The following is a 25,860-nucleotide window of genomic DNA, read 5'->3' as shown; positions in this document are numbered from 1 at the left end:
AGGGTGTCGTGGGGCCGCCCAGGCCGTGCGCACCGCGCCCCAACGAGCAATCCCCCGGTGCGCACGGCGCACCCTACAACTGAAACGACAAAGCCGCCCATGGGGCGGCTTTGTCGTTTAGCGGCGGCGCTTACTTCTCGACGAAGGCGCGCTCGATCAGATAGTCCCCCGGCTCACGCATGCGCGGGGAAATCTTCAGGCCGAAGCTGTCGAGCACTGCGCTGGTTTCGTCGAGCATGCTTGGGCTGCCACAGATCATGGCGCGGTCGTCCTGCGGGTTGATCGGCGGAAGGCCGATGTCGGCGAACAGCTTGCCGCTGCGCATCAGGTCGGTCAGACGGCCCTGATTCTCGAACGGCTCGCGGGTCACGGTCGGGTAGTAGATCAGCTTCTCCTTCAGCGCATCGCCGAAGAATTCGTTGCGCGGCAGGTGCTCGGTGATGAACTCGCGGTAGGCCACCTCGTTCACGTAGCGCACGCCGTGCACCAGAATCACCTTCTCGAAGCGCTCGTAGGTTTCCGGGTCCTGGATCACGCTCATGAACGGCGCCAGACCGGTGCCGGTGGACAGCAGATACAGATGCTTGCCCGGGTTGAGGTCATCGAGCACCAAGGTGCCGGTGGGCTTCTTGCTGATGATGATCTCGTCGCCTTCCTTGAGGTGCTGCAGCTGCGAGGTCAGCGGGCCGTCCGGCACCTTGATGCTGAAGAACTCCAGATGCTCTTCCCAGTTCGGGCTGGCGATGGAGTAGGCGCGCATCAGCGGGCGGCCGTTGTCCTGCTGCAGGCCGATCATCACGAACTGGCCATTCTCGAAGCGCAGACCCGGATCACGGGTGCACTTGAAGCTGAACAGCGTATCGTTCCAGTGGTGGACGCTGAGCACGCGCTCGACGTTCATATTGCTCATGATGACTTCCTCGAGAATCGGGCGCCTGAAGACGCGATTGCGCGGCATTTTATTCGCGGCAACAATATCTGTTAAGCGGATTATCAAGATATAGGTTATCGGTTATATCGATATGCGATTTACTCTCAGACAACTCCAGGTCTTCGTTGCCGTGGCGCAGCAGGAAAGCGTCTCACGCGCGGCGCAATCGCTCGCCCTGTCGCAGTCGGCCACCAGCACCTCGCTGACCGAACTGGAGCGCCAGTCGGACTGCCAGCTGTTCGACCGCGCCGGCAAACGCCTGTCGCTCAATGCACTGGGCCGCCAGTTGCTGCCACAGGCGGTGGCGCTGCTCGACCAAGCGCGCGAGATCGAGCGCCTGCTGGGTGGCAAGAGCGGCTTCGGCTCGCTCAACGTCGGCGCAACCCTCACCGTGGGCAACTACCTGGCCACCCTGCTGATCGGCAGTTTCATGCAGCGCCATCCGGAATGTCGGGTGAAGCTGCAGGTGCACAACACCGCCCATGTGGTGCAGCAGATCGCGCATTACGAGCTGGACCTGGGCCTGATCGAAGGCGACTGCCAGCACCCGGACATCGAAGTGCAGCCCTGGGTGGAAGATGAACTGGTGGTGTTCTGCGCACCACAGCATGCGCTGGCCGCACGCGGCACGGCGACGCTGGAGGAGCTCACGCATGAGGCCTGGATCCTGCGCGAGCAGGGTTCGGGCACGCGCCTGACCTTCGATCAGGCCATGCGCCATCATCCGCGCAGCCTCAATATCCGTCTCGAACTGGAACACACCGAAGCGATCAAGCGCGCCGTGGAGTCGGGCCTGGGCATCGGCTGCATCTCGCGTCTGGCCCTGCGCGATGCCTTTCGCCGCGGCAGCCTGGTGCCGGTGGAGACGCCGCAGCTGGACCTGCGCCGACAATTCTACTTCATCTGGCACAAACAGAAGTACCAGACCGCCGCCATGCGCGAGTTTCTCGAACAATGCCGCGAACTCACCGCAGGCGTGGGGCGCAGCGATCAGATCGTTCTGCCGTCGATTGCCTAGGCGAACAGGCCGCAGACCTGTCCGCCGCCGGGTCGATCAACCCGGAATCGATTCCATCTGCTGCAGCAGCAACGCCGCCTGGGTGCGGGTACGCACCCCGAGCTTGCGGAAGATGGCGGTGACGTGAGCCTTGACGGTAGCCTCGGACACGCTCAGCTCATAGGCGATCTGCTTGTTCAGCAGGCCTTCGCAGACCATGGTCAGCACGCGGAACTGCTGCGGGGTAAGGCTGGCCAGCCCGGCGCCGGCGGCCTTGGCCTCTTCGGAAACCGGTGCACTCTCCTCCGCCATGGGCGGCCACCAGGTATCGCCGTCGAGCACCTGACGCACGGCCAGCTGAATGGTTTCCAGGGGGCTGGACTTGGGGATAAAGCCGCTGGCGCCAAACTCGCGCGAACGGTTGACCACCGAGGCTTCCTCCTGGGCGGAGATCATCACCACGGGAATCTGTGGATACTGCCCGCGCAGCAGCACCAGACCGGAAAAGCCGTAAGCGCCGGGCATGTTGAGATCGAGCAGAACCAGATCCCAGTCATTCTTGGCAGCCAGACAGGCCTCCAGCTCGGCGATGCTGGCGGCTTCCACCAGCCTTACTTCGGGCCCCAGCCCCAGGGTCAATGCTTGTTGCAGTGCGCTGCGAAACAGCGGGTGATCGTCGGCAATCAGGATTTCGTAAGCGGCCATCGGCAGATCCTGTTCTTGTTATGAGTGGCACTGAGTATGGCAGTGCTTTGGCCTGCCGACCCGCTCAAGCCTGCGCATTCAAGCTATTCAGGCTCCCCACTCGGACCGACGGCGGCGCCCAGCATGCCGAGCTGTGACGGGGTGGTCAAGCTTCGTGCTTTGCGGCAGCATGCGCTGCTTTTCCAGCCGAGTTCGTTCCATGCGAAGCCAAGCCCTGCGCGCCGACCTGTTGATGCTGATTACCGCGATGATCTGGGGCAGCGCCTTTGTCGCCCAGCGTCTGGGCATGGACAGCATCGGCCCCTTTCTCTATACCGGTCTGCGTTTCACCCTGGCCTGCCTGATACTGCTGCCACTGCTGGCCCTGCTGCAACGACGCAGCCAGCGCCCGGCGGCGCCCCTGAACCGCGGCCTGCTGCTGGGCGGCGTGGTGATGGGCCTGGCGCTGTCGCTGGGGATCAACCTGCAGCAGGTGGGCCTGCTGTTCACCACCGTGACCAATTCCGGCTTCATCACCGGCCTGTACGTCATCGTGGTGCCGATCCTCGGCCTGCTGATCGGCCAGCGCAGCAGTGCCGGCATCTGGCTGGGTGCCTGCCTCGCGGTGCTGGGGATGTTCCTGCTCAGCGTCGGCGAAGGCTTCACCGTGGCCTCGGGGGACTGGCTGCAACTGGCCGGCGCCTTCGTCTGGGGCGTACACGTGCTGCTGGTGGGGTTCTTCGCCAGCCGCCACGACCCGCTGCGCCTGGCGCTGATCCAGTTCATCACCTGTGCGGTGATCAGCCTGCTGCTGGCGCTGGTGTTCGAGACGGCCACGCTCGACGGCATCATCGCCGCGGGGCCAGCCATTCTCTATGGCGGCCTGTTCGGCGTGGCCATCGGTTTCACCCTGCAGGTGGTGGCGCAGCAGCACGCCATCGCCTCGCACGCGGCGATCATTCTTTCGCTGGAGGCGGTGTTCGCCGCCATCGCCGGCGCCCTGCTGCTCGGCGAAGTGCTGGCCCTGCGCGGCTATCTGGGCTGCGCGCTGATGTTCGCCGGCATGCTGCTGGCCCAGCTATGGCCCAAGCCCTTGCCAAGCGAGCTCAGCGGTACGATTGCAAGCGCTGATGCAGGGCGTCGTTGAGATCCAGCGGCAGACGCCGCTTGGCAGCCAGGTAGTGCTGGCTGAAAGCGTCGAGATAATCGTCCAGCGCCTCGCCGGCGCGCAGGTCGCCAGCCAGTTCCAGGCACATGGCAGCCACTTCGGCGGTACACAGGTGCTCGCCGCGGGTGGAGCGGCGCAGACGATAGCGTGACAGTTGCGCAGGCGTCAGGCTGAGCACCGGCAACGCGTCCAGATAGGGGCTCTTGCGAAACATCTTGCGCGCTTCGGTCCAGGTGGCGTCGAGCAGTACGAACAAGGGCCGCTTGCCCGGCGTCAGGCGCACCTCCTCCACCACCCGCCCCGGCTCTGCGTATTCGCCGGGAAACACCAGATAGGGCTGCCGTTGCGGCTCGGCCAGCAGCTCCAGCAGCGCCGGTTCGACCGCGGTGCGCGACCAGCCGAAGGCGTGAGTGTCGGGTACCACATCGGCGATCAGCCAGCCGGTATTGCTGGGTTTCAACGCCTCGATGTCGTGCATCACCAGACACATGCCGGCATTCGCCTCCACGCGCGGGCGCCAGGCACACAGGCAATAGTCCGGCTGCACGCGGCAGGCCGGGCAGCGCTCGGCGCGCGAGCCGCGGGCGACGAAGGGTTTGACGCTGCGCGCCAGGCGCTCGGCGCGCAGACGGGCAACGGCATGCAGGGAGTCGGGTGCAAACGGACGATTCATGGGCAAGGCGAACAGCAAAGGGGGCGGAATTCTACCACCCCGTTCGCCGGTCAGATGGATCAGAAGGTGTGGTTCAAGGCCAGGCCGATGAAATGGATGCGCGTCTCGTACTCGCCGGTGAAATTGCCGCCGTTGCCGGTGCAGCGCACGCCGCTGTCCTGGTACAGCCCACCGCTGCCCGGCACCCAACCGGCCGGCGAGCAGCCGTCCTGGTAGTCCATCTTGCCGCTGGAGAACTGCACGTAGCTGTAGGCGAAGTCCAGCGAGGTGTCGCGGGTCACCTTGTAGTTGGCACCGAACGACAGCCAGTAGCGATCGGCGTCGGGAAACGCCGGATGACGCAACTGGGTCGAATTGACGGGCGACTTGTCGTACGCCACCCCGGTGCGCAACAAGAGGTCGTCGCTGTACTGGTAGTTCATGCCCAGGGAGATCTTGTAGGTGTCCTTCCAGTCCTGCTTGACGCTCAGGTCGCCCTCGGTGACGCCATTGAAGTAGGGATAGCCGGCGACCTGGTCGATGCCGATACGCACTTCATCGAGCCGCGAATGGCGGGTGAAGGTCAGGTCCGCCATCAGCGCCACCTTGTCGTTGAGCTGGTGGAAGGCATTGAAGGAGAGCATCTCCGGCGTGTCGATGGCGGTCTTGGCCTTGGAATTGGGGTGCAGCCGGGTGGCAGCGAAATCACCGGGATTGACCCAGTTGCCCTCATCGAACAGCTCCCGCAGGGCATCGGTCGGCGGCACATAGATGTCCAGGATGGGAATGGTGAAACCGCCCTCGAGCGAGGTATCCGGCGAAGGAACGCTGCCTTGCACACCGGCGAAACTCCATTTGGTCTCCCCTTCCAGGGTATGGCGAATGTTGGAGCGATAGGCCACGCCAAAGCGTGTCGATTCGGTCGGCTCCCACATGTAGCCGATATTCCAGCCGAAGCCCCAGTCATCGCCCTTTACCCGGAAGTAACCGTCGCCCTGAACGTTGTCGGCGAAGTTGCTGGCGACGCAATCGACGAAGCCGTCTCTGTCCGCGACGCCGCGACAGGAGGTGATTTCTTCCGGCACCGGAACCCCGGCGATGATCCCGACGATAGGCCCGAGAATGGGGTCGGCCGCGTTACGGGTGCTGTCATAGTTCGCATCGACGAACTGCCCGGCCAACTGTCGCGAAGCACCTTTGACGTCCGCCGCCCCGCGCTGCACCGACTTGATGTACTGCGCCGAAACACCGAAGCCGATGCTGTGATGGTCGTTGAAACGAAAGGCGATGCTCGGGTTGAAGGTCACCGTCTCCAGGCTGGCCGACTGAATGCCGTAGCGCCCCGCCCAGTCTTCCTTGTAGTCGAGCTTGGCGCCGAAGGGGGTGAAGATGCCGAGGCCGACCGTCACCCGCTCGTTGATCTCGTGGGAGAAGTAGAAATTCGGCGCTGCCGCCGCATCGGGGAGAAACTCGCCGGCATCGCCCGATACCGGGTTGCCGAACACGTCGCGGCTGCCCTTGTCCTCGTACTTGCCGTCCGGCAGCAGAATGGTCAACCCGGAGGTGAGCTGGGTGCCCTTGAGCCGGGCCAGCCCGGCGGGGTTGTAGAAGATGGTCGAGGCATCGGCTGCCTCGGCGCCGTTGGCATGCGCCGAACCCTGCGCCGCGACCGACTGCGAACCGAAGTGATAACCGGATGCCTGCACCTGAACCACAGGCAAAACCAGTAAACTGCCAACCATCAGGGGCGATGGCCAGCGCCGAGAGAGCATTGTCATTGTTATTCTCCTGCACGCTACCTTGAACACCGCACGCTGCAGTCATCGCCAGGGGCAGGCTCTAGACAGCTGCAACGGCCGGGCGCTGCAGCGAGGCGGTATACGAGTCGCCGCGTGGTATTGGCGTGGCCTGCACGATGCGCAACGTTGGCAGTGAGGCAGGCACGTCACCAGGCGGTCAGTCTTGTGACGTGCAGGTTGCCGAGACGATCCCCGGCCTTTGGTCGTGGTGAGCGGCGCCGGCCAGGTGCCAGCATGTACCCATAGGTAACGCCTTGCCGGGCAACGAACAATCCCATCGGGCCCGTGTCCAACGATGTCCACGCTTTAGGAGTCAGTCAGATGCTGCGTTACACCCTTCCCGCACTCGCCCTCGGCCTGATGCTTGCCACTGCCCAGGCGGCCTCGTTGAAGGAGATGGAATTGACCCGGACGCTGGAGCAGGTCGCCCGGCAAAGCAGCGAAGGCACGCCGCGGGCGATCAACGAGGACATTCTCGATCAGGGCTATACCGTGGAAGGCCACACGCTGATCAACCATCTCAGCGTGCGCGAAGCACATGCCGCGCAGATGCGTGGCAACCCCGATACGGTGCGTAGCCAGCTGGCGGCCAGCGTCTGCCGCAACCCGGGTTATCGCAGCCTGCTGGCGCAGGGCGCCCAGCTGCGTTATCAGTTCAGCGAGTACCGCAGCAACCGCCCGGTCACCGTGGAAGTGTTCGACAAGAGCGACTGCGGTCTCTGAAGCAGTCGAAAACTCAGCCTCTTCCCGCTCGCCGCTGCGCCTCATCGGCGCGCAGCTCGGCGAGCAGTGCCTCCATGTAGCGTGAGCGCCGCGCGCCGCCCTCCAGGCGGCGCAGGCACTCGTCCTCGATGCTCATGTGATTGGTACGCGCAGCCTGTTGCAGCATGCGGTACAGCTCCGTGTTTATCTCCAGCGTCAACCTGGGCATACCTGCCCCTCCCTTCCCGTTGCTCCACTTCGTGGGCTCAACGCAGACAGCGAGAGTCCCCCCTGCCTGCCAGAGCCGCGCGTTCCTCAGCGCTCAACCAGCCATCGGGCGATACGCCCAGCACTTCGGCCACGCTTTGCAGCACATGCGCCCAACTGCAGCCATTGGCGAACAGCATGCCGGCCTCGTCGAAGGTGCCGCCGCGGTTGCGGTAGCCCAACGCCCGACAGCTGGCGGCGTCGCCCAGCAGCGGCCAAAGATGGCCCGCGGCCACCTCCGGGCGCATGTGCGTCAGCAGCACGCGACGGCGGCACGCCGCCGGAAACAGCGCTTCACGCTGCTCGGCGCTGGCCACGCTGGCGGCCTCCCAGGCATCGCGCGGCGCCCGAAAACGCCCCGGTTCCTGCAAGTAAATCAGACGCCAGGCCACGCCCTTCTCGCTCAGACGAACGGCGGCGCGGCGCATCTCGCTCAGCTGATAGCTGCCACTGGCGATCAGCAGCACAGGCTCGCCGTCGCCACCCTCAGCGACCTGCAGGGCACCGTCGCGCGCCAGCTGCTGTGCCTGTTCGACCGTGAAGAAACAGGGTCGTTCACGCTTGGCCGCCACCAGGCAGGCCAGTCGACCACGCGTCTGGTAGATCTCCGGCAGCAGGGCCAGCAGCGAGTTGTGATCGGCGGGCAGCAACACGCGCATGACGTCGTGCATCTCGCCCAGCAGCGCCTCGCAGAAGGTGGTGTCCTGGTGCGATTGCTGGTTCTTGCCGTTCTCCCAGGTGTGCGAGGTGGCCACCAGCGGCCAGCCCAGCCAGCCGGCCGGACGCCCTGCCTCCTTCTGCTGGCGGGCGAAGATCAGACTCTGACGAACGGCGCCGAGCATCTTCACGCAGAAGGCTTCGTAGCTAGCCACCAGATTGAGCCCGCCCTGGTTGGCCAGGCAGGCGGATACCACGGCCTCCTCGTTGAGCGCAGTGATCACCGCGCCGTGCACCGACTCCAGCTCGCTCTCCGGCTGGCTGACGCGATGCCTGAGCGCCGCCAGTACGCCACCCAGGCGGTTGCTGGCCAGTTCGTCCGGGTTGCCCACCCGCGGCCGCAGTTGCGGGTTGGCGCGCACCAGGTCGACGAAATAGCGATCCAGGGCGCTCATCGGCGAGCAGGCATGATCGTGAAAATGCAGCGGCGGCTGCACGGGCTGCGGCGGCTGACGCAAGGCCAGCGGGTTGTCCCGCTCCAGCGCGCGCCCCTTGCGGCTGGCGAACAGATCGCAGGCATCGGACAACTTCTGCGGTTCCACCCACAAGGCCGCCGCATGCTGGTTGAACAGCTCGCGCGCCTGCTCGTCGCGCGCCGGGCTGGCCGGCAGCGGCAGGTTGTGCGCGGCGTTGCTGCCGGCGCCGAAAAAGCCATAGCCCTTGGTGGTTTCGGCGATGCCGTAGGGCATCGGCAAGGGATAGGCGAGCACGTCGTCGTTCAGTTCGCCGACACGGTGCGCCAGGCGTTGCTCCATCTCCCACAGGGCGCAGACGAAGGCCGCCGGGTCGCGCCCGTCGAAACTCAGCGGATCGAAGCCGCACAGCCGCAGGTGCTGACGAAAGCCTTCGAGGCCCTCATGCGTGCCCAGCTCGGTGCGCTGCTCGATACGCCGGCCATTGGCGATCATCACCGGCAGCGCCACGCCACAATCCTCGGCGCGCCACCAGCGCGGCATCCAGTCGCTGCCGCGCTGCTCCTCGGCAGCGCCGTCGGAGAGAAAGGCCACCAGCTTCTCCCCCGGCAATGGCAGATGCGCGTACTGCAGTTCGGCAAAACCCAGGTAACCGCCCTCGGCGATGCCGCCGGCGGTGTGCGGGTTGACGTGACTGCCCAGCGGCACGCCTGGGCTGCCGTCAGCGGCCTGAGCGTAGCTGTAGAAATCCGCCGCCAGGCGGCTCATGCCCGCCTCGTCGCGAGCGTAACGGGCGGCCTGCTCGGGATGCTGGTTGCCGGTCAGCAGGTTCAGCGCTTCGATCGCCGCCACGCAATGGCCCTGCCCCATCAACCAGCCGCGCGTCTCGGCGGTCAGGGCATTGAGGGCCAGGTAACCGGCGTAGGCCGGCACCATGTTCAGCGCGCCGCCGGTATGCCCCTCGGGCACGTCCTTGAAGTCGGCGGCCTGCAGCGGCTGGCCATCGAGCCTCACGCGCTGCGCGTAGGTCATGTGCACCACCAGCCAGAGGCCGGCGGCCGTCAGTGAATCGAGGGCGCACAGCAGGCGATAGACGCTTGGCAGGTCGGGCTGCAGGCCGCTCTGCACCAGTTGATGAGCGAGCCGAAAGACTGCGGCGCAGGTCTGCGGGCTATGCTGGATAGGTCCGTGGCCGGCTTGCCAGCGGGCGAAGTCGGGATATTGCTGAGCGTGCTGGTGCAAGGCGGCGGCGTCGGGCAATAGCTGGGTCATGGCTGCTCTCCTGAATGTTTGCCTGCAGTCTAGGCAGCGGGAAAAAGGCCCCGGCTGACCTGCATCAACAAGCGCTGCGATGCGAACCGGCAGACTCGCCTCATCATCACAACAAGGATAGAACCATGGCCCTGCTCACTTTTCTCGGTGCGATTCAACAGGTCACCGGCTCCTGCTACCTGGTGGAAAGCCGCGACGGCGCCAGGGTCCTGCTCGAATGCGGCATGCACCAGGGACGCCGCGAAGAGGAGGATCAGAACCGCAGCGCCTTCCCCTTCGATCCGCGCAGCCTGGATGCGGTGGTGATCTCCCACGCCCATCTCGATCACAGCGGGCTGCTGCCGCGCCTGGTCGCCGAAGGCTATCGCGGCCCTATCCACGCCACCGAGGCCAGCTGCGAGCTGCTCGAACTGATGCTGCTGGACTCGGCCTTCCTGCAGGAAAAGGACGCCGAATGGGAAAATCGCTGGCGCGCACGCCAGGGCAAGCCGGCGATCAAGCCGCTGTATACGATCGCCAACGCCGAACAGGCCCTCAGCCAGCGCCGCCCCCATGCCTACGGCGTAGCGGTCGAGGTGGCCAAGGGCGTGCAGGTGACCTTCCACAACGCCGGTCATATTCTCGGCTCGGCCATCGTCGAGATGCAGGTGGAGGACCATCACCTGCACCGTCATCTGGTGTTCTCGGGCGACCTGGGCAACACCTGCTCGCCGCTGATGCAGGCCCCGGCGCAGTTGAACAAGGCGGACGTGCTGCTGATGGAGTCCACCTACGGCGACCGCGACCACCGCGACAGCGAAGCCACTCTGGAAGAGCTCGCCGACATCCTGCAGCAGGCCCATCGTGATGGCGGCAATGTACTGATTCCCTCCTTCGCCGTGGGTCGTACCCAGGATCTGATCTACTACCTCGGCCGCTTCTACCAGGAGGGCCGTCTGCCCCAGCAGGCGGTGTTCCTCGACAGCCCCATGGCGATCCGCGCCAACGCCATCTACAGCCGCTTTCACGATCAGTTCGCCGCCGAAGACCGCGCCGCCCTGGCCGCCAAGGGGGTCAAGCGGGTCGAGGACTGGCTGCCGATCCTGCGCTGCACCGCGACGGCCGAAGAGTCGATGGCCATCAACCGGATCAAGAGCGGGGCGATCATCATCGCCGGGGCCGGCATGTGCAATGGCGGGCGTATCGTCCATCACTTCAAGCACAACCTCTGGCGCGAGAACTGCCACCTGGTGTTCCCCGGCTTCCAGGCCAAGGGCACGCTGGGCCGCCTGATCGTCGACGGCGCCGAAACGGTCAAGGTGCTGCACCAGCGCATCGCCGTGAAAGCCAAGGTGCATACCCTGGGCGGCTTCTCCGCACACGCCGGACAGTCGCAGCTGCTGCACTGGGCCGGCCAGTTCGAGCATCACCCCGAGCTGTATCTGGTCCACGGCGAGCTGGAAAAGATGCAGGCCCTGCAGCAGGCACTGCGCGAACGCTTGAACTGGATCGCCAATATCCCCGAGCCGGGGGAGCAGATCGCCCTGTAACCCGCGCTTACGAAAAGCTTGCAGCCAGGCTGCAACCTGGCTGTGGCAACCTTCGCGAAACTCCATAATCAAGGAACCGGCACAGGCGCGAGCGCAATCCACTCTCGCCAGGCCCAGAAAAGGAGAGTTTCCATGGCTTACGAACCGGACGATTACCTGTCACGCCACGTGCAGACCAGCGAGGTCGATCTGCCGAGCAAAGTGGACGAGCTGTTAGCACTGGCGGCCCCCGGCAACAGCCCGAACCTGCCCCTGTATCGGGAGATGCTCACCACCGTGATTCACATGGCCCAGGCGGATCGCAACCGCTGGGACGCCAAGATCATGCTGCAGACCCTGCGCGAGATGGAACACGCGTTCGGTGTGCTGGAACAGCTCAAGCGTCGACGCAAGGTCACGGTGTTCGGCTCGGCACGCACCCCGGCCGATCATCCCCTGTATCGGCAGGCCCGTGAGCTGGGCGCCCTGCTGGCGCATCATGACCTGATGGTGATCACCGGCGCCGGCGGCGGCATCATGGCCGCCGCTCACGAAGGTGCGGGCCTGGAGAACAGCCTGGGGTTCAACATCACCCTGCCCTTCGAGCAGGCCGCCAATTCCACCGTGCGCGGCAGCCACAACCTGCTGTCGTTCCACTTCTTCTTTTTGCGCAAGCTGTTCTTCGTCAAGGAAGCGGACGCCCTGGTGCTCTGCCCGGGCGGTTTCGGCACGCTGGACGAAGCCCTGGAAGTGCTGACCCTGATCCAGACCGGCAAGAGCCCGCTGGTGCCGGTGGTGCTGCTCGACCAGCCGGGCGGCAGCTACTGGGAAGACGCCCTGGGCTTCATTCGCCGCCAACTGGGCGACAACGGTTATATCCTGCCGACCGACCTCAACCTGCTGCACCTGGTCTACAGCGCCGAAGAAGCGGTGGAAGAGATCGCCCGCTTCTACGGCAACTTCCACTCCAGCCGCTGGCTGAAGGATCGCTTCGTCATACGCCTGAATCATCCGCTCAGCGAGGTGGCACTGGCGCAACTGACCCGCGAGTTCGCCGGCTTGTGCAAGGAAGGCGGCTTCACCCAGCAGTCCTCTTGCGAGCAGGAACGCGACGAGCCCGAGCTGCGGCACCTGACCCGCCTGGCCTTCGCCTTCAACGGCCGCGACTACGGACGGCTGCGCGCCCTGCTCAATGCCGTCAACGCACCGGAAAACTGGGCAACCTGAGCTGACGAATTGCCGCAGCCCGGATGAAATCCGGGGGCATTGTCCTCTCGCCATTCCCGGATTGCATCCGGGCTACGCAAAGCAAGAAGCCCAGCATTGGCTGGGCTTCTTTTTACTGCATGCCTATCAGGCGTTGCCGGCAACCTTCATCCGCGCTGCCTGGGTGAAATCGAGCATGCGCTTGAGCGGCTTGATCGCCTTGGGAATCAGCGCCGGGTCGACATGAATCTCACCGGAGCCCTGACGCAGGCCGATCAGCACACGCTCCAGGGTGTTCATCGCCATCCACGGGCAGTGCGCACAGCTGCGGCATGCCGCGCCGTTGCCGGCCGTCGGCGCCTCGATGAAGGTCTTGTCCGGGCACAGCTGCTGCATCTTGTAGAAGATGCCGCGGTCGGTGGCGACGATGAAGGTGGAATTCGGCAGGGTCTGCGCCGCCTTGATCAGCTGGCTGGTGGAGCCCACGGCGTCGGCCAGCTCGACCACGTTCTGCGGCGATTCCGGGTGCACCAGAATGGCGGCGTCGGGGTACAGCGCCTTCATGTCCAGCAGCTGCTTGGACTTGAATTCCTCGTGGACGATGCAGGCGCCGTCCCACAGCAGCATGTCGGCACCGGTCTCGCGCTGGATGTAGTTGCCCAGATGCCTGTCCGGCGCCCAGATGATGGTCTCGCCGTTGTCCATCAGGCTCTCGACGATCTCCAGCGCGCAGCTGGAGGTCACCACCCAGTCGGCACGCGCCTTCACCGCCGCCGAGGTGTTGGCATACACCACCACGGTGCGCTCGGGATGCTGATCGCAGAAGGCCGAAAATTCTTCCACCGGGCAGCCCAGATCCAGCGAACAGGTCGCCTCCAGCGTCGGCATCAGCACGCGCTTTTCCGGGTTGAGGATCTTCGCCGTCTCGCCCATGAACTTGACCCCGGCCACCACCACGGTCTGCGCCGGGTGCTGGTTGCCGAAGCGGGCCATTTCCAGGGAGTCGGAAACGCAGCCACCGGTTTCCTCGGCCAGCGCCTGGATGACCGGATCGCAGTAATAGTGCGCCACCAGCACCGCGTTCTGCTTCTTCAGCTCGGCGGCGATTTCGCGGCGATAGAAAGCCTCTTCCTCGGCGGTCAGCGGCTTGGGCTGCTTGGCATCGAGGTGGGCTTGAACCAGAAGGCGTTCGGAAATCTGCGTCATATCATCGAACCTGCGGCGCTCTTGAGCAAGCTGCGAGTATACCCCCTGCCTGCCCATCGCCACAGGCGGGGCAACATGGCCAGAGGGCTTTTCCGAGAGCAAAAAAAAGCCAGTCTGACGACTGGCTTTTGCGATCTGGTGGGTCGTGTAGGATTCGAACCTACGACCAATTGGTTAAAAGCCAACTGCTCTACCAACTGAGCTAACGACCCAACGCGAGGCGCATGATACTGATTTAATTCAGGAAATCAACACTTCGCGAAAACTTTTTCAGAAGTAGCGAGTTGCATCGGGTACGCCGGCTGCGGCAAAACCGGCGGCGCGCAGGCGGCAGCTGTCGCACTTGCCACAGGCGCGGCCGTCATCGTCGGCCTGGTAGCAGGAGACGGTCAGCGCATAGTCCACGCCCAGGCGCATACCGGCCTGGATGATCTCGCCCTTGCTCATCTGCTGCAGCGGCGCACGGATGGCAAAGCCCTGCCCCTCCACACCAGCCTTGGTCGCCAGGTTGGCCATGCGCTCGAAAGCCGCGACGAACTCCGGGCGGCAATCGGGATAGCCCGAGTAGTCCACCGCATTGACGCCAATGAAGATATCGCGCGCCCCCAGCACTTCGGCCCAGCCCAGCGCCAGGGACAGGAACACCGTGTTGCGTGCCGGCACGTAGGTCACCGGGATGCCTTCGCCCGGGGTTTCCGGAACCGCGATGCTGCTGTCTGTCAGCGCCGAGCCACCGATGCCGTTGAGATTCAGGCCGATCACCTTGTGCTCGACCACGCCCAGTTGCCGGGCAACGCGTTCGGCCGCCTGCAGCTCGGCGCGATGACGCTGCCCGTAATCGAAGCTCATGCTGTAGCAGGCGTAGTCCTCGGCCCTGGCCATGGCCACCACGGTGGCCGAATCCAGGCCGCCGGAAAGGAGGATGACCGCTTTCTTGTCGCTCATGATCAGTGTCCCGGCTCGTCGTTCCAGAGAATCTTGTGCAGTTGCAGTTGCAGGCGCACCGGCAGGTTGTCCGCCACTATCCAGTCGGCCAGCGCCCGTGCTTCCACCTGCTTGTGGCTGGGCGAGAACAGCACCTCGCCGGCTCGGGCCGCCAGGTCGTACTGGATCAGCTTGGACACTGCCCAATCGTAGTCCTCGCGCGAACAGATGACGAACTTGACCTGGTCATTGGCGGTCAGCCACTCGATGTTCTCGTAACGGTTGCGCTGCACTTCAGCCGAACCGGGCGTCTTCAGATCCAGCACCTTGCTGACCCGCGGGTCGACGGCCGAGACGTCGAGCGCGCCGCTGGTCTCCAGCGACACCTCGTAACCGGCGTCGCACAGACGCGTGAGCAAGGGGATGCAGTTGGGCTGGGCCAGCGGCTCGCCGCCAGTGACGCAGACGTAACGCGGCCGATAGGCGGCCACCTGATCGAGGATGCTGTCCAGGGTGACGATCTCGCCGCCGCTGAAGGCGTAGGCGGTGTCACAGTACTGACAGCGCAGGGGGCAGCCGGTCAGGCGCACGAATACCGTCGGCAAGCCGGCGGTACGCGTCTCCCCCTGCAACGAGTAGAAAATCTCGGTGATGCGCAGGGTTTCTTGCATGGTAGCCACGGGCGTGATGACGAAACAGGTCATCCGCCTCCGTTGCGTGGAAAGACAGGAACGTCGGCCGCGGCCGACGTTCGACGAGGCATGGCGACAGGGAAATCAGCCGAGCTGAAACCCCGTGGGCCATGCGAGCGCGCATTCTAATGGATCACGCGAGACTGGATAAGAAAAACCCGCGACGAGCGCGGGTTTGTTCATCGATTCTCGGCTTACAGACGCTGCAGGTCGCGCTGGGCCAGCTGCGCGGCCGAACTGCCCGGATACTGGGCGATCACCTGCTGCAGAATGCCGCGCGCCTTGTCGTTGTTGCCCAGGCGACGCTCGACGTCGGCCAGCTTGAACAGCGAATCCGGCACCTTGGCGTGGCTCGGGTAGGCCTGGCTGACCTTGGCAAAGGCCTGACCGGCGGCTTGCAGATCGCCCTTGGCCAGGTTCACTTCGCCCAACCAGTACTGCGCGTTGCCGGCGTACTGACTGTTGGGATAACGGTTGAGAAAGGCGGTGAATGCCTGCGACGCCTTGTCGAAATCCTTGGCCTTGATCAGGTCGAAGGCTGCGTCGTAATAGAGTTTTTCCTTGGCCGGATCGCCCGGCTCGGCGCTGGCCTGCTGCTGAGCGGCAGGTGGCGTCGGGGTGCCATTGGCGTTGATCGCGCCGTTGGCGGAATTCTGTGCGGGAGCTCCACCGGCAGCGGCGCCGGAGGAAATACGTTGATCCAGATCCTGGTAACGCTCCAGGCCTTCCTGCTTGAGGCGCTGGATTTCATTCTGCTGTTCTTCAAGCATGCCGCGCAGCTGGGCGATTTCCTGCTGCATCTGCTCGAGCTGATTGAACAGCATGCCCTGCGCTGAAGCGGGCGCTTGCGCACCCGCTCCGGCGTAGGCGCCGGCCGTACCATAACCCGCCGGAGGATAGCTGCTGCCTTGTTGCATGGAGCTGCTTTCCAGTACGGGAACTTCCGCCATCGCCGCAAGCGGCAGGGCGAGTGTCAGAAGGGTCAGGATACGACGGCAATCACGCATGGCAGCTTACTTACGCAGCTCTACGCGACGGTTCTGGGCCCAGGACTGCTCGTCGTTGCCAGTGGCAACCGGACGCTCTTCGCCGTAGGAAACCAGTTCCAGCTGAGCCGGGGAAACGCCCTGCAGAACCAGGTAGCGCTGAACGGCCTTGGCACGACGCTCGCCCAGAGCCATGTTGTACTCACGGGTACCGCGCTCGTCAGCGTGGCCTTCCAGAACGACGCGAGCGCCGTTGCCTTTAAGGTCCTTGGCGTGTACGTCCAGAGCGCGCATGGCTTCGGCCTTCAGGTCGGAGCTGTCGTACTCGAAGTAGAAGGTGGTGATAGCGCGCAGAGCAGCTTCTTCGCTCAGGCTGCCATCAACAGCGCCAGTGTTGGCACCGTAGCCAGCGTTCGGGTCGACAGCGCCTTCGCCAGCAGCGTCGCCGCCTTTGGAGGAGCAACCTACGGCAACGGCGAGAGCCAGGGACAGTGCAGCGAACTTACCGAATTTCAGCATTTCCATCATGTAACTCCTAATGAACCCCAGTTGTGTTAAGCAATAAAGGTGTAGCACCGCATCAGTTCAGGTAAGGGGACCAAGAAGGCTCTCGAACTTCGCCTTGAGCGGTAGGAAGAGGGAGCCTCACGCGTCCATTGGTGGACGCCAACATCAAGACTCCCCGGCCCTGCTGGCGGGTGGCGTAGATTAGCATGGTGCCATTGGGCGCAACAGTGGGCGACTCATCCAAACTTGTGTCTGAAAGTATGCGCAGACGGTTGGTTTCCAGGTCCTGCGCAGCCACCTTGAACACGGTGAAACCGTCCTGACGATGGATCATCACCAGGGTCTTCTCATCAGCCGACAATTTCGGGTTGGCGTTGTAGTTACCGACGAAGGTCACTCGCTCCACTGCCCCGCTATTGATGTTGGTCTTGTAGATCTGCGGACGGCCCGCGCGATCCGAGGTGAAGTACAGAGTCTGACCGTCCTTGCCCCAGAAGGGTTCGGTATCAATGGCGTAATGGTTGGTGATGCGGCGCATCTGCCGGCTGCCCATGTCCATCACGTAGATTTCCGGGTTGCCGTCACGCGACAGCACGAAAGCCAGGCGATTGCCGTCCGGCGACCAGGCCGGCGCGCCGTTGAGGCCTTCGAAGTTGGTGATCTGCTCGCGGCGGCCGGTATCGATGTGCTGCACGAAGATGCGCGGACGACGCTGCTCGAACGACACGTAGGCGATGCGGCGGCCATCGGGAGCGAAGGACGGCGACAGGATCGGCTCACGCGACTGCAGCAGGGTCACGGCGCGAGCGCCGTCGTAGTCGGAGCGCTGCAGGGTGTAGCGGGTATTGTTGGCGCCCATGCGCTCGGCCGTGACGTAGAGCAGGCGCGTGGAGAACGCACCCTTGACGCCGGTGAGCTTCTCGAACGACTGGTCGGCGATATGGTGAGCCATGTCGCGCAGCTGATCGGTGCCGCCACCGACGTTGCCGGTCATGACCTGCTGCTCGGTGTTGACGTTGAACAGCGCGTACTGCACCTGCAGGCGGCCGCCGTTGGGGACGATGTTGCCGACCAGCACGTACTGCGCGCCGAGGGCCTTCCAGTCGCGGTAGATGACTTCGCTGGCCTGGGTCGGCAGGCTGATCATGTTCTGCCGCGGGATGGGCTCGAAGTAGCCGGAGTTGCGCAGGTCGTTGCCGATGATCTGCGACATGTCCTCGGGCAGCACCGAGCCGCCCTGCCAGCCGAACGGCACCACGGCGATCGGAGTGGCGCGGTCGGCGCCGTGAGAGATCACCAGCGGGTCGGCCGCCTGGACGCTGCCGACCAGCATGACCAGCCCCAGCAGGGCGATACGAATCAGGGTATTCACAGAGCTCAATCCTCCGGTTTGAAAATGACGCGACGCTGCCTGTACATACGGTCGAAGGTAGCGCGATCCAATTGTTGCATCTCGGGAATACGCCCGACGTTACGTACCGCAGCCACGGCCGAGCTGTCGAACGGCGCATCGCCACTGGAGCGCGATACGCTGGCATTGGTCACGGTGCCATCGGGCAGCATCTGGATCAGCAGCTCGACGCTCATGCCGCGGCGCGCCGACATCGGTCGCTGCCAGTTCTCGGTGATCAGCTTGATGATCAGATCATCAAGGTTACCCGCCACCTTGTCGCCATGGGTTTCGGCCAGCGCCTGCTGGTTCTGCACGTTGTCCGAGAGCAACTCGGCCAGCGCCGCCGCCTTCTGATCCTCGGCTGCCTTGCGTCGGGCCTCTTCGGCCTTGCGCTTGGCATCCTCGGCGGCCTTCTTCTTCGCTGCCTCGGCAGCTGCCGCCTTCTTCTTCGCCTCTTCTGCAGCGGCCTTTTTCTTGGCCTCTTCAGCGGCTTTCTTCTTCGCTTCTTCCTCGGCGCGCTTCTTGGCGATATCGGCCTGACGCTTCTGCTCGGCCGCCTTTTCGGCTTCGGCCTTCTTCGCTGCTTCGGCTTTGGCCTGTTCGGCCTTTCGAGCCTCTTCCGCCTTCTTTTGTTCCTCGGCTTTCTTGGCCGCGGCTACCTTCTGCGCTTCGGCCTGGGCCTGCTTCTGCTCCTCGGCCTTCTTCTGCTCGAGCCTCTCGGTCTCGAACTGCGGCGCCGAGGTCTTCTGCGCCTCGCCTGCCACCTTCTGCGTGGTCTGGGTGGTGGCCTGGCTCTGCGACTGCAACTGGTACAGGGTGGCCTGCACCACCGGACGCGCTGGCGGCAGTTCGGGCGTGAAGGCGAAGCTGACGAACAGCATGGCGAACATCAGGACGTGCAGACCCACGGCCCAGACCACGGGCCAGAAGTAGCTTTCCGACTGCGAACGCTCGGTCTGCTGCATCAGGGCGCCTCGGTAATCAATCCGACGTTGCCCACGTCGGCCTGTTGCAAGCCGCCCATGGCCGCCATCACGGTGCCGTAGTCGACGGTGCGATCACCGCGCACGAACACCTGCACCTGCTTACCCTGGCGACGGTTCTCGGCAATGATCGCCGAAACCGCCTGAGTCATCTGCTCGAGGGTGGAGGCGCGCTCCTGCTCGGTATCGACGTCGACCTCGCTGCCCATGTTCCAGTAGTAGGTCTTGTCGGCCTTGATGGAAATGGTCAGCACCTGGGCGTCGTTGTCCTGCGGCAGCGCTTCGCTGCTGACCTTGGGCAGGTCGACCTTGACGCCCTGGTTGAGCATGGGCGCGGTGACCATGAAGATGACCAGCAGCACCAGCATCACGTCGATGTAGGGCACCACGTTCATCTCGGCGACCGGTTTGCGTCTGTTGCGAATTCTCGCCATGGCTAGAACCTATCCTGTGCGCGCGTCTTAGTCTTCCGAGGTGTGCACCTTGCGGTGCAGGATGGCCTGGAACTCGTCGGCGAAGGTGTAGTAGCGGCCGATCAGCATTTCGCCGCGGGCAGAGAAGCGGTTGTAGGCGATGACCGCCGGAATCGCCGCGAACAGACCGATGGCGGTGGCGATCAGCGCTTCGGCGATACCCGGGGCGACGGTGGCCAGGGTGGCCTGCTGCACCTGGGCCAGGCCGCGGAAGGAGTTCATGATGCCCCACACGGTACCGAACAGGCCGATGTACGGGCTGGTGGAACCGACGGTGGCGAGAAACGGCAGCGCGGTTTCCAGCTTCTCTTCCTCGCGGGAAATGGCCACGCGCATGGCACGCGCCACGCCGTCCATCACCGCGTCCGGGTCGACGCCCTGCTGCTGACGCAGACGGGAAAATTCCTTGAAGCCGGCACGGAAGATCTGCTCCAGACCGGAATCCGGATCGGGGTTGCTGCCGGCCTGGCGATACAGCTTGGACAGGTCGATACCGGACCAGAAACGATCCTCGAAGTTGTCCAGAGCACGCTTGGCGGCGCGGATGGCATTACTACGCTGGAAGATCATCACCCAGGAAATGACCGAGGCGGCCACCAGGGTCAGCATCACCAGCTGAACCAACAGACTGGCGTTACTGATCAGACTCCACATCGACATATGGTCAACGGCGTTAGCTTCCACGCTTACTCTCCTGCTGCAATTAAACCCGGCGCCTGCGTCCCGGCGAACGCGTGTCGCAGGGATTCGGGTATAGCCCGGGGTTTCAAGTTGTCGGCGCGCACACAGGCCACCAGAAACTGCCCTTCGCAGAGCAGCGCATCATCCGCGGCCCGCCTGACCTGTTGACGAAAGCGCAGGCTGGCACGGTTCAATTCGATCACATCGGCGCTGATCACCAGTTCGTCATCCAGGCGCGCCGGCGCGTGATAACGCGCCTCGGCAGAATGCACGACGAACAACAGGCCCTCACCGGCAAGCGTCGACTGGGCAAAACCCAGCTGACGCAGGCGCTCGGTGCGAGCCCGCTCCATGAATTTGAGGTAGTTGACGTAGTAGACGATGCCACCGGCATCGGTGTCTTCGTAATAGACCCGGCAGCGGTGACTGAACGGCTGGACTCCGTTTTGCGCGCACATACTCTAGTGCCCGCCCTGTCGCTTGCCAATCCGGCTTGGTAACAATTTTTTCGTCATTCGTCGCTCACTGCGAACAAGTCTCCGCTCGGCTGCTCGCCGAGACGTTTCGGGGTGTTGAGGCCAAAGTGCAGATAGGCGTGACGGGTCACCACCCGCCCGCGCGGCGTACGCATCATATAGCCCTGCTGGATCAGATAGGGTTCGAGCACATCCTCGATGGTGTGGCGCTCTTCGCTGATGGCGGCCGCCAGGCTGTCGACGCCCACCGGTCCACCGTCGAACTTCTCGATCATGGCCAACAGCAGACGACGGTCGGAGTGGTCGAAGCCACGTTCATCGACATCCAGCAGGTTGAGCGCCTGGTCGGCGATCTCACGGGTGATGTGGCCACGCCCGCGCACTTCGGCGAAGTCGCGCACGCGGCGCAGCAGGCGGTTGGCGATACGCGGCGTGCCGCGTGCACGACGCGCGATCTCGTAAGCGCCCTGGTCTTCGATGGGCAGGCCGAGAATGCCGGCAGATCGCGTGACGATGGTAGCCAGGTCGTCGATACCGTAGAACTCCAGGCGCTGGACGATGCCGAAGCGGTCGCGCAGCGGGTTGGTCAGCATGCCGGCGCGGGTGGTGGCACCCACCAGGGTGAAGGGCGGCAGATCGAGCTTGATCGAGCGCGCCGCCGGGCCTTCGCCGATCATGATGTCGAGCTGGAAGTCCTCCATGGCTGGATACAGCACCTCCTCGACTATCGGCGAGAGGCGGTGGATTTCGTCGACGAACAGCACGTCCCCGGCTTCCAGGTTGGTCAACAGGGCAGCCAGATCGCCCGGACGCTCCAATACAGGGCCGGACGTGCTCTTGATCGATACGCCCATTTCCTGGGCGATGATATTGGCTAGGGTGGTCTTGCCCAGGCCGGGCGGACCGAAGATCAGGGTGTGATCGAGCGACTCCGCCCGGCCACGAGCAGCCTGGATGAACAGCTCCATCTGCTCGCGCACGCCGGGCTGGCCAATGTAGTCGGCCAGCTTCAGCGGACGGATGGCACGATCCTGCTGTTCTTCGCGCTCGCGCGGGCTGGCGGTAATCAGGCGATCGGCTTCGATCATCGCAATACTTCCACTACGCCATGCCGCGCAACGCGCGACGAATCAAATCTTCACTACTCAAGCCATCCTCCTTGACGGCAGCCACGGCCCGGCTGGCCTCCTGCGGCTTGTAGCCGAGGGAAATCAGAGCGCTCACCGCATCGTTCTCCGCGCTTGAGACTGTCGCCCCCAGGCGAGGTTCAACCACCAGGGTGGCGATGGCCGGCATGGTCTCCCAGGCCTTGAACCTGTCCTTGAGTTCCACCAGCAGCCGCTCTGCGGTCTTCTTGCCGACGCCGGGCACCTTGGTCAGCGCCGCCGTGTCCTGGGCTTGCACGCAGCGCACCAGCTCGTCGACCTCCAGCCCGGACATCAAGGCCAGCGCCAGCTTGGGGCCGACGCCATTGAGGCGGATCAGCTCGCGGAACAGCTCGCGCTCGCGCTTCTCGAAAAATCCGTAAAGCAGATGGGCGTCTTCGCGCACCACCTGATGGGTGTGCAGCGTCAGCGTCTCCCCCACCGCAGGCAGACGATATAGGGTGGTCATCGGCACTTCCAGCTCATAACCGACGCCATTTACATCCAGAAGCAAATGCGGCGGCTGCTTTTCCGCCAGGGTGCCGCGCAAACGTCCGATCACCACTGTTTTCCTTTCAAGAGGTTATAAACGAAGACGACCGCCACGCCGCTTGGCACTGGCCAGCCCATGGGGAATCAGGCTCTGCCGGTGATGGGCATGGCACAGGGCGATACCCAGGGCATCGGAGGCGTCGATCTGCGGTTTTTGCACCAGCTTGAGCAGGTGCATGACCATCATCTGTACCTGCTGCTTGTCCGCTGCACCGGTGCCGACCACGGCCTGCTTGACCTGAGTAGCGGTGTATTCGCTGATTTCCAACCCCGCTTCCACCGCCGCGACAATGGCAGCGCCTCGTGCCTGGCCTAGCTTGAGGGCCGAGTCGGCATTGCGCGCCATGAACACCTGCTCGATGCCCATGGTCACCGGCCCATGGGTGCGAATCACTTCGCTGACGCCGCGAAAGACGATCTGCAGACGCTCGGCCAAGGGACCGTCGCCGGTGCGAATGCAGCCCGAGGCGACGTACTCGCAGCCACGCCCGGTATCGCGCACCACGCCATAGCCGGTAATGCGCGAGCCGGGATCGATGCCTAGAATCAGGGTCATATCAGCAACTGTCTATTTATCCAGTTGGCGAGTATACGGGCCGCCCCCGGCGCCGTCATCCGCCGCCGCTCGGCCCGACGAAAAAAGCCGGAGTCGCTGTTCAGCGCTTCCGGCTTGATCAGATCGCGAACGCCACAGGGTCAAACGCTGGCCTCAGCCGAGCTGCTCCATGATCTCGTCGGCGACTTCGGCGTTGTGATAGACGTTCTGCACGTCATCCAGATCTTCGAGCATGTCGATCAGCTTGAAGACCTTCTGCGCGGTTTCCAGATCAGCAATCGGCGCGCTGATCGAGGGAATCATGGCGATTTCCGCCTCCTCGGCCTTGAAGCCGGCAGCGCCCAGCGCTTCGTTGACGGCGTGGAACTCGGTGAAGCTGGTCGACACCAGGGCCGAACCGTCCTCGCCCATCTCCACGTCATCGGCACCCGCCTCCAGCGCGGCTTCCATCAGGGCGTCCTCATCGACACCCGGTGCGAAGCTGATCTGCCCCTTGCGCTCGAACATGTAGGCAACCGAACCATCGGTGCCGAGGTTGCCGCCGCACTTGGTGAAGGCATGACGCACTTCTGCGGCGGTGCGGTTGCGGTTGTCGGTCATCACCTCGACGATGATGGCCACACCGCTCGGCGCATAGCCTTCGTAGCTGAACTCGATGACGTTATCGGCTTCGTTGTTGCCGGCGCCGCGGGCGATGGCGCGGTCGATCACCTCGCGCGACATGTTGTTGGTCAGCGCTTTGTCCACGGCCAGGCGCAGACGCGGGTTGTCCGCCGGAACCGGGCCACCATGCTTGGCCGCGACCGTCAGCTCACGGATCAGCTTGGTGAAGATCTTGCCGCGCTTGGCGTCCTGACGCCCCTTGCGGTGCTTGATGTTGGCCCATTTGGAATGACCAGCCATAACTCACTCCATCTATAAGGTTTTCACAATTGCCAGGCGTGAGGGTTCGAGTCTCTCCACCCCATAACGAAGAAGCCTGGGATCTCCAGGCTTCTTTTGCAGGCTTATTCGGCCTTGGCTTGCTCACGCAGGCGGATATGCAGCTCGCGCAGCGACTTGGCATCCACCACACCCGGCGCCTGGGTCATGACGCAGGCCGCGCTCTGGGTTTTCGGGAAGGCGATCACTTCGCGGATCGAGCTGGCGCCGGTCATCAGCATTACCAGGCGATCCAGGCCGAAAGCCAGACCACCGTGGGGCGGCGCACCGTACTTGAGCGCATCCAGCAGGAAGCCGAACTTCTCCTGCTGCTCGTCTTCGCTGATGCCGAGCACGCGGAACACGGTCTGCTGCATGGCCTTGTCGTGGATACGGATCGAACCGCCACCCAGTTCGGTGCCGTTGAGCACCATGTCGTAGGCGCGCGACAGTGCGGCAGCCGGGTTGGCCTCCAGCTCCTCGGGGGTGCACTTGGGCGAAGTGAAGGGGTGGTGCATGGCGGTCAGGCTGCCATCGTCGTTCTCCTCGAACATCGGGAAGTCGACGACCCACAGCGGCGCCCACTCGCAGGTCAGCAGGTTCAGGTCATGACCCAGCTTGATGCGCAGCGCACCCAGGGCTTCGCTGACGATCTTGGCCTTGTCCGCGCCGAAGAACACGATATCGCCATCGACGGCGCCAACGCGGTCGAGGATGACATTGATGTTGTCCAGCGGGATGTTCTTGACGATCGGCGACTGCAGACCGTCAACGCCGGCAGCGCGCTCGTTGACCTTGATGTAGGCCAGGCCCTTGGCGCCGTAGATGCCGACGAACTTGGTGTAGTCGTCGATCTGCTTGCGCGGCATGCTCGCCCCGCCCGGTACGCGCAGCGCGGTAACACGGCATTTCGGGTCGTTGGCAGGACCTGCGAAGACCTTGAATTCAACGTCCTTGAGCTGGTCCTCGACGTCCACCAGCTCCAGCGGGATGCGCAGGTCCGGCTTGTCCGAACCGAAACGGCGCATGGCTTCGGCCAGCGGCATGTGCGGCAGTTCGCCGAACTCGACACCCAGCACTTCCTTGAACAGGTTGCGCACCATGGTCTCGGTGATGTCCATGATGTCTTTTTCATCGAGGAAGCTGGTCTCGATGTCGATCTGGGTGAATTCCGGCTGACGGTCGGCACGCAGGTCCTCGTCGCGGAAGCACTTGGCGATCTGGTAGTAGCGGTCGAAGCCGGCCACCATCAGTAGCTGCTTGAACAGCTGCGGCGACTGCGGCAGGGCGAAGAAGCTGCCGGCGTGGGTGCGGCTCGGCACCAGATAGTCGCGTGCGCCTTCAGGCGTGGCGCGGGTCAGGATCGGCGTCTCGACGTCGAGGAAGCCGTTGTCGTCCAGGTAGCGGCGGATGCTCGAGGTGATGCGCGAGCGCAGCTTGAGCTTCTCGGCCATCTCCGGGCGACGCAGGTCGATGAAACGGTAGCGCAGGCGGGTTTCCTCGCCGACGTCCGTGTATTCGTTGAGCGGGAACGGCGGGGTTTCCGCCTCGTTGAGCACGTCCAGCTCGTAGCCCAGCACTTCGATGGCACCGGAAGCCATGTTCGGGTTGACCGCACCGGCCGGACGCAGACGCACCTTGCCGGTGATCTTCACCACGTATTCGCTGCGCACGCGGTCGGCCTTGGCGAAGGTCTCCGCGCGATCCGGGTCGAACACCACCTGGGCCAGGCCTTCACGATCACGAATATCGAGGAAGATCACCCCACCATGGTCACGGCGACGGTGGACCCAGCCGCAAAGGGTGATTTCCTGGCCATCCAGGCTCTCGTTCAGTTGGCCGCAATAGTGGCTGCGCATCATGATCGTGGTTCGCTTCTCTAAAAGGTCTTGGATGGGTCAGGCGTATCCTGCGCACTGGGCGGAGGCAACGCCGCGGCGAGCGTCCAGCCGCGCGCCCCGTGTTGAAAAGAGCGGGATTATATAGGGTAAATCGCCCCGGCGCAGCCGCCCGGCAGATGCCTTCTATAATGAAGGGCGCCTCCATCAT

The 25,860-nt window shown here is 64.0% G+C and carries 26 protein-coding genes and 1 tRNA gene; 5 read left to right on the top strand and 22 right to left on the bottom strand.

Annotation, left to right across the window (positions count from 1 at the left end; genetic code table 11):
- Positions 1-130: 130 nt before the first annotated feature.
- The gene (gene fpr, locus L1F06_RS06515) at positions 131-910 is read right to left on the bottom strand and encodes a ferredoxin-NADP reductase (protein WP_003241717.1); all 780 of its coding nucleotides are present in this window, start codon (positions 908-910) and stop codon (positions 131-133) included.
- 112 nt (positions 911-1,022) lie between these two features.
- Between fpr and L1F06_RS06510 the strand changes: the two genes are divergently transcribed.
- Positions 1,023-1,949, top strand: coding sequence for a LysR family transcriptional regulator (locus L1F06_RS06510; RefSeq protein ID WP_096827131.1), 927 nt, complete (start codon positions 1,023-1,025; stop codon positions 1,947-1,949).
- Between the two features lie 36 nt (positions 1,950-1,985).
- Here L1F06_RS06510 and erdR read toward each other — a convergent pair whose 3' ends face one another.
- The gene (gene erdR / locus L1F06_RS06505; RefSeq protein WP_012017911.1) at positions 1,986-2,633 is read right to left on the bottom strand and encodes a response regulator transcription factor ErdR; all 648 of its coding nucleotides are present in this window, start codon (positions 2,631-2,633) and stop codon (positions 1,986-1,988) included.
- A gap of 169 nt (positions 2,634-2,802) precedes the next feature.
- Between erdR and L1F06_RS06500 the strand changes: the two genes are divergently transcribed.
- The gene (locus L1F06_RS06500; protein ID WP_129483500.1) at positions 2,803-3,759 is read left to right on the top strand and encodes a DMT family transporter; all 957 of its coding nucleotides are present in this window, start codon (positions 2,803-2,805) and stop codon (positions 3,757-3,759) included.
- Here the strand turns inward: L1F06_RS06500 and L1F06_RS06495 are convergent.
- A complete protein-coding gene (locus L1F06_RS06495) occupies positions 3,719-4,453 on the bottom strand; it encodes a tRNA-uridine aminocarboxypropyltransferase (RefSeq protein WP_129483499.1) in 735 nt (244 codons plus the stop codon). The two genes, L1F06_RS06500 and L1F06_RS06495, sit on opposite strands and share 41 nt — an antisense overlap.
- Before the next feature lie 59 nt (positions 4,454-4,512).
- Positions 4,513-6,210: an OmpP1/FadL family transporter gene (locus L1F06_RS06490; RefSeq protein WP_012017908.1), complete on the bottom strand. Its 1,698-nt coding sequence runs from the start codon at positions 6,208-6,210 to the stop codon at positions 4,513-4,515.
- Between the two features lie 342 nt (positions 6,211-6,552).
- Here L1F06_RS06490 and L1F06_RS06485 point away from each other — a divergent pair, with 342 nt between their 5' ends.
- The gene (locus L1F06_RS06485; protein WP_003241705.1) at positions 6,553-6,954 is read left to right on the top strand and encodes a quorum-sensing-regulated virulence factor family protein; all 402 of its coding nucleotides are present in this window, start codon (positions 6,553-6,555) and stop codon (positions 6,952-6,954) included.
- A 13-nt stretch (positions 6,955-6,967) separates the two neighbouring features.
- On the opposite strand, the gene L1F06_RS06480 is transcribed toward L1F06_RS06485, so the two are convergent.
- Positions 6,968-7,162, bottom strand: a complete 195-nt coding sequence (locus L1F06_RS06480; protein ID WP_003241703.1) for a hypothetical protein — start codon at positions 7,160-7,162, stop codon at positions 6,968-6,970.
- 37 nt (positions 7,163-7,199) lie between these two features.
- Positions 7,200-9,602: a phosphoketolase family protein gene (locus tag L1F06_RS06475; protein ID WP_129483498.1), complete on the bottom strand. Its 2,403-nt coding sequence runs from the start codon at positions 9,600-9,602 to the stop codon at positions 7,200-7,202.
- A gap of 125 nt (positions 9,603-9,727) precedes the next feature.
- Between L1F06_RS06475 and L1F06_RS06470 the strand changes: the two genes are divergently transcribed.
- Together L1F06_RS06470 and L1F06_RS06465 are read left to right on the top strand one after the other, a co-directional pair.
- Positions 9,728-11,131 carry an MBL fold metallo-hydrolase RNA specificity domain-containing protein gene (locus L1F06_RS06470; RefSeq protein ID WP_129483497.1) on the top strand — a complete coding sequence of 468 codons (1,404 nt, stop codon included), beginning with the start codon at positions 9,728-9,730 and terminating at the stop codon, positions 11,129-11,131.
- A 132-nt stretch (positions 11,132-11,263) separates the two neighbouring features.
- A complete protein-coding gene (locus tag L1F06_RS06465) occupies positions 11,264-12,337 on the top strand; it encodes an LOG family protein (protein WP_129483496.1) in 1,074 nt (357 codons plus the stop codon).
- Positions 12,338-12,463: 126 nt separating this feature from the next.
- Here the strand turns inward: L1F06_RS06465 and nadA are convergent, their stop codons facing one another.
- The 16 genes from nadA to aspS form a co-directional block, all read right to left on the bottom strand.
- Positions 12,464-13,522: a quinolinate synthase NadA gene (nadA, locus tag L1F06_RS06460; RefSeq protein ID WP_129483495.1), complete on the bottom strand. Its 1,059-nt coding sequence runs from the start codon at positions 13,520-13,522 to the stop codon at positions 12,464-12,466.
- 136 nt (positions 13,523-13,658) lie between these two features.
- Positions 13,659-13,734 (bottom strand) — tRNA-Lys (locus L1F06_RS06455).
- 58 nt (positions 13,735-13,792) lie between these two features.
- Positions 13,793-14,467 carry a 7-cyano-7-deazaguanine synthase QueC gene (gene queC, locus L1F06_RS06450; protein ID WP_129483494.1) on the bottom strand — a complete coding sequence of 225 codons (675 nt, stop codon included), beginning with the start codon at positions 14,465-14,467 and terminating at the stop codon, positions 13,793-13,795.
- A 2-nt stretch (positions 14,468-14,469) separates the two neighbouring features.
- On the bottom strand, positions 14,470-15,117 hold the full coding sequence (gene queE / locus L1F06_RS06445; RefSeq protein ID WP_096827780.1) for a 7-carboxy-7-deazaguanine synthase QueE: 648 nt from the start codon (positions 15,115-15,117) through the stop codon (positions 14,470-14,472).
- Between the two features lie 215 nt (positions 15,118-15,332).
- Complete coding sequence (gene ybgF / locus L1F06_RS06440; RefSeq protein WP_003241689.1) at positions 15,333-16,145, bottom strand: tol-pal system protein YbgF; 813 nt, start codon at positions 16,143-16,145, stop codon at positions 15,333-15,335.
- Positions 16,146-16,151: 6 nt separating this feature from the next.
- Entirely contained in the window at positions 16,152-16,649 is a 498-nt protein-coding gene (pal, locus tag L1F06_RS06435; RefSeq protein WP_003241687.1) for a peptidoglycan-associated lipoprotein Pal, read from the bottom strand.
- A gap of 55 nt (positions 16,650-16,704) precedes the next feature.
- Entirely contained in the window at positions 16,705-18,003 is a 1,299-nt protein-coding gene (gene tolB / locus L1F06_RS06430) for a Tol-Pal system beta propeller repeat protein TolB (RefSeq protein ID WP_003241685.1), read from the bottom strand.
- 5 nt (positions 18,004-18,008) lie between these two features.
- Complete coding sequence (gene tolA / locus L1F06_RS06425; RefSeq protein WP_096827138.1) at positions 18,009-18,992, bottom strand: cell envelope integrity protein TolA; 984 nt, start codon at positions 18,990-18,992, stop codon at positions 18,009-18,011.
- Positions 18,989-19,441, bottom strand: a complete 453-nt coding sequence (tolR, locus tag L1F06_RS06420; protein ID WP_003241681.1) for a protein TolR — start codon at positions 19,439-19,441, stop codon at positions 18,989-18,991. Before tolR ends, tolA begins: the two co-directional genes overlap by 4 nt.
- 27 nt (positions 19,442-19,468) lie before the next feature.
- Entirely contained in the window at positions 19,469-20,164 is a 696-nt protein-coding gene (tolQ, locus tag L1F06_RS06415) for a protein TolQ (RefSeq protein ID WP_012017899.1), read from the bottom strand.
- A 2-nt stretch (positions 20,165-20,166) separates the two neighbouring features.
- Positions 20,167-20,619 (bottom strand): tol-pal system-associated acyl-CoA thioesterase, encoded by a 453-nt coding sequence (ybgC, locus tag L1F06_RS06410; RefSeq protein ID WP_129483493.1) that lies wholly within the window; start codon positions 20,617-20,619, stop codon positions 20,167-20,169.
- 53 nt (positions 20,620-20,672) lie between these two features.
- Entirely contained in the window at positions 20,673-21,725 is a 1,053-nt protein-coding gene (ruvB, locus tag L1F06_RS06405; RefSeq protein WP_003241673.1) for a Holliday junction branch migration DNA helicase RuvB, read from the bottom strand.
- A gap of 13 nt (positions 21,726-21,738) precedes the next feature.
- On the bottom strand, positions 21,739-22,344 hold the full coding sequence (ruvA, locus tag L1F06_RS06400; RefSeq protein WP_003241671.1) for a Holliday junction branch migration protein RuvA: 606 nt from the start codon (positions 22,342-22,344) through the stop codon (positions 21,739-21,741).
- Positions 22,345-22,365: 21 nt separating this feature from the next.
- The gene (gene ruvC, locus L1F06_RS06395) at positions 22,366-22,890 is read right to left on the bottom strand and encodes a crossover junction endodeoxyribonuclease RuvC (protein ID WP_003241668.1); all 525 of its coding nucleotides are present in this window, start codon (positions 22,888-22,890) and stop codon (positions 22,366-22,368) included.
- Positions 22,891-23,043: 153 nt separating this feature from the next.
- Positions 23,044-23,793, bottom strand: coding sequence for a YebC/PmpR family DNA-binding transcriptional regulator (locus L1F06_RS06390; protein WP_129483492.1), 750 nt, complete (start codon positions 23,791-23,793; stop codon positions 23,044-23,046).
- 104 nt (positions 23,794-23,897) lie between these two features.
- The gene (gene aspS, locus L1F06_RS06385) at positions 23,898-25,673 is read right to left on the bottom strand and encodes an aspartate--tRNA ligase (protein WP_036986948.1); all 1,776 of its coding nucleotides are present in this window, start codon (positions 25,671-25,673) and stop codon (positions 23,898-23,900) included.
- Positions 25,674-25,860: the final 187 nt, after the last annotated feature.

It is taken from the genome of Pseudomonas hydrolytica (assembly GCF_021495345.1).
Taxonomy (GTDB): Bacteria; Pseudomonadota; Gammaproteobacteria; order Pseudomonadales; family Pseudomonadaceae; genus Aquipseudomonas; species Aquipseudomonas hydrolytica.
The sequence above is the reverse complement of the archived record's forward strand: the minus strand, read 5'-3'. Positions and strand labels throughout refer to the sequence as shown.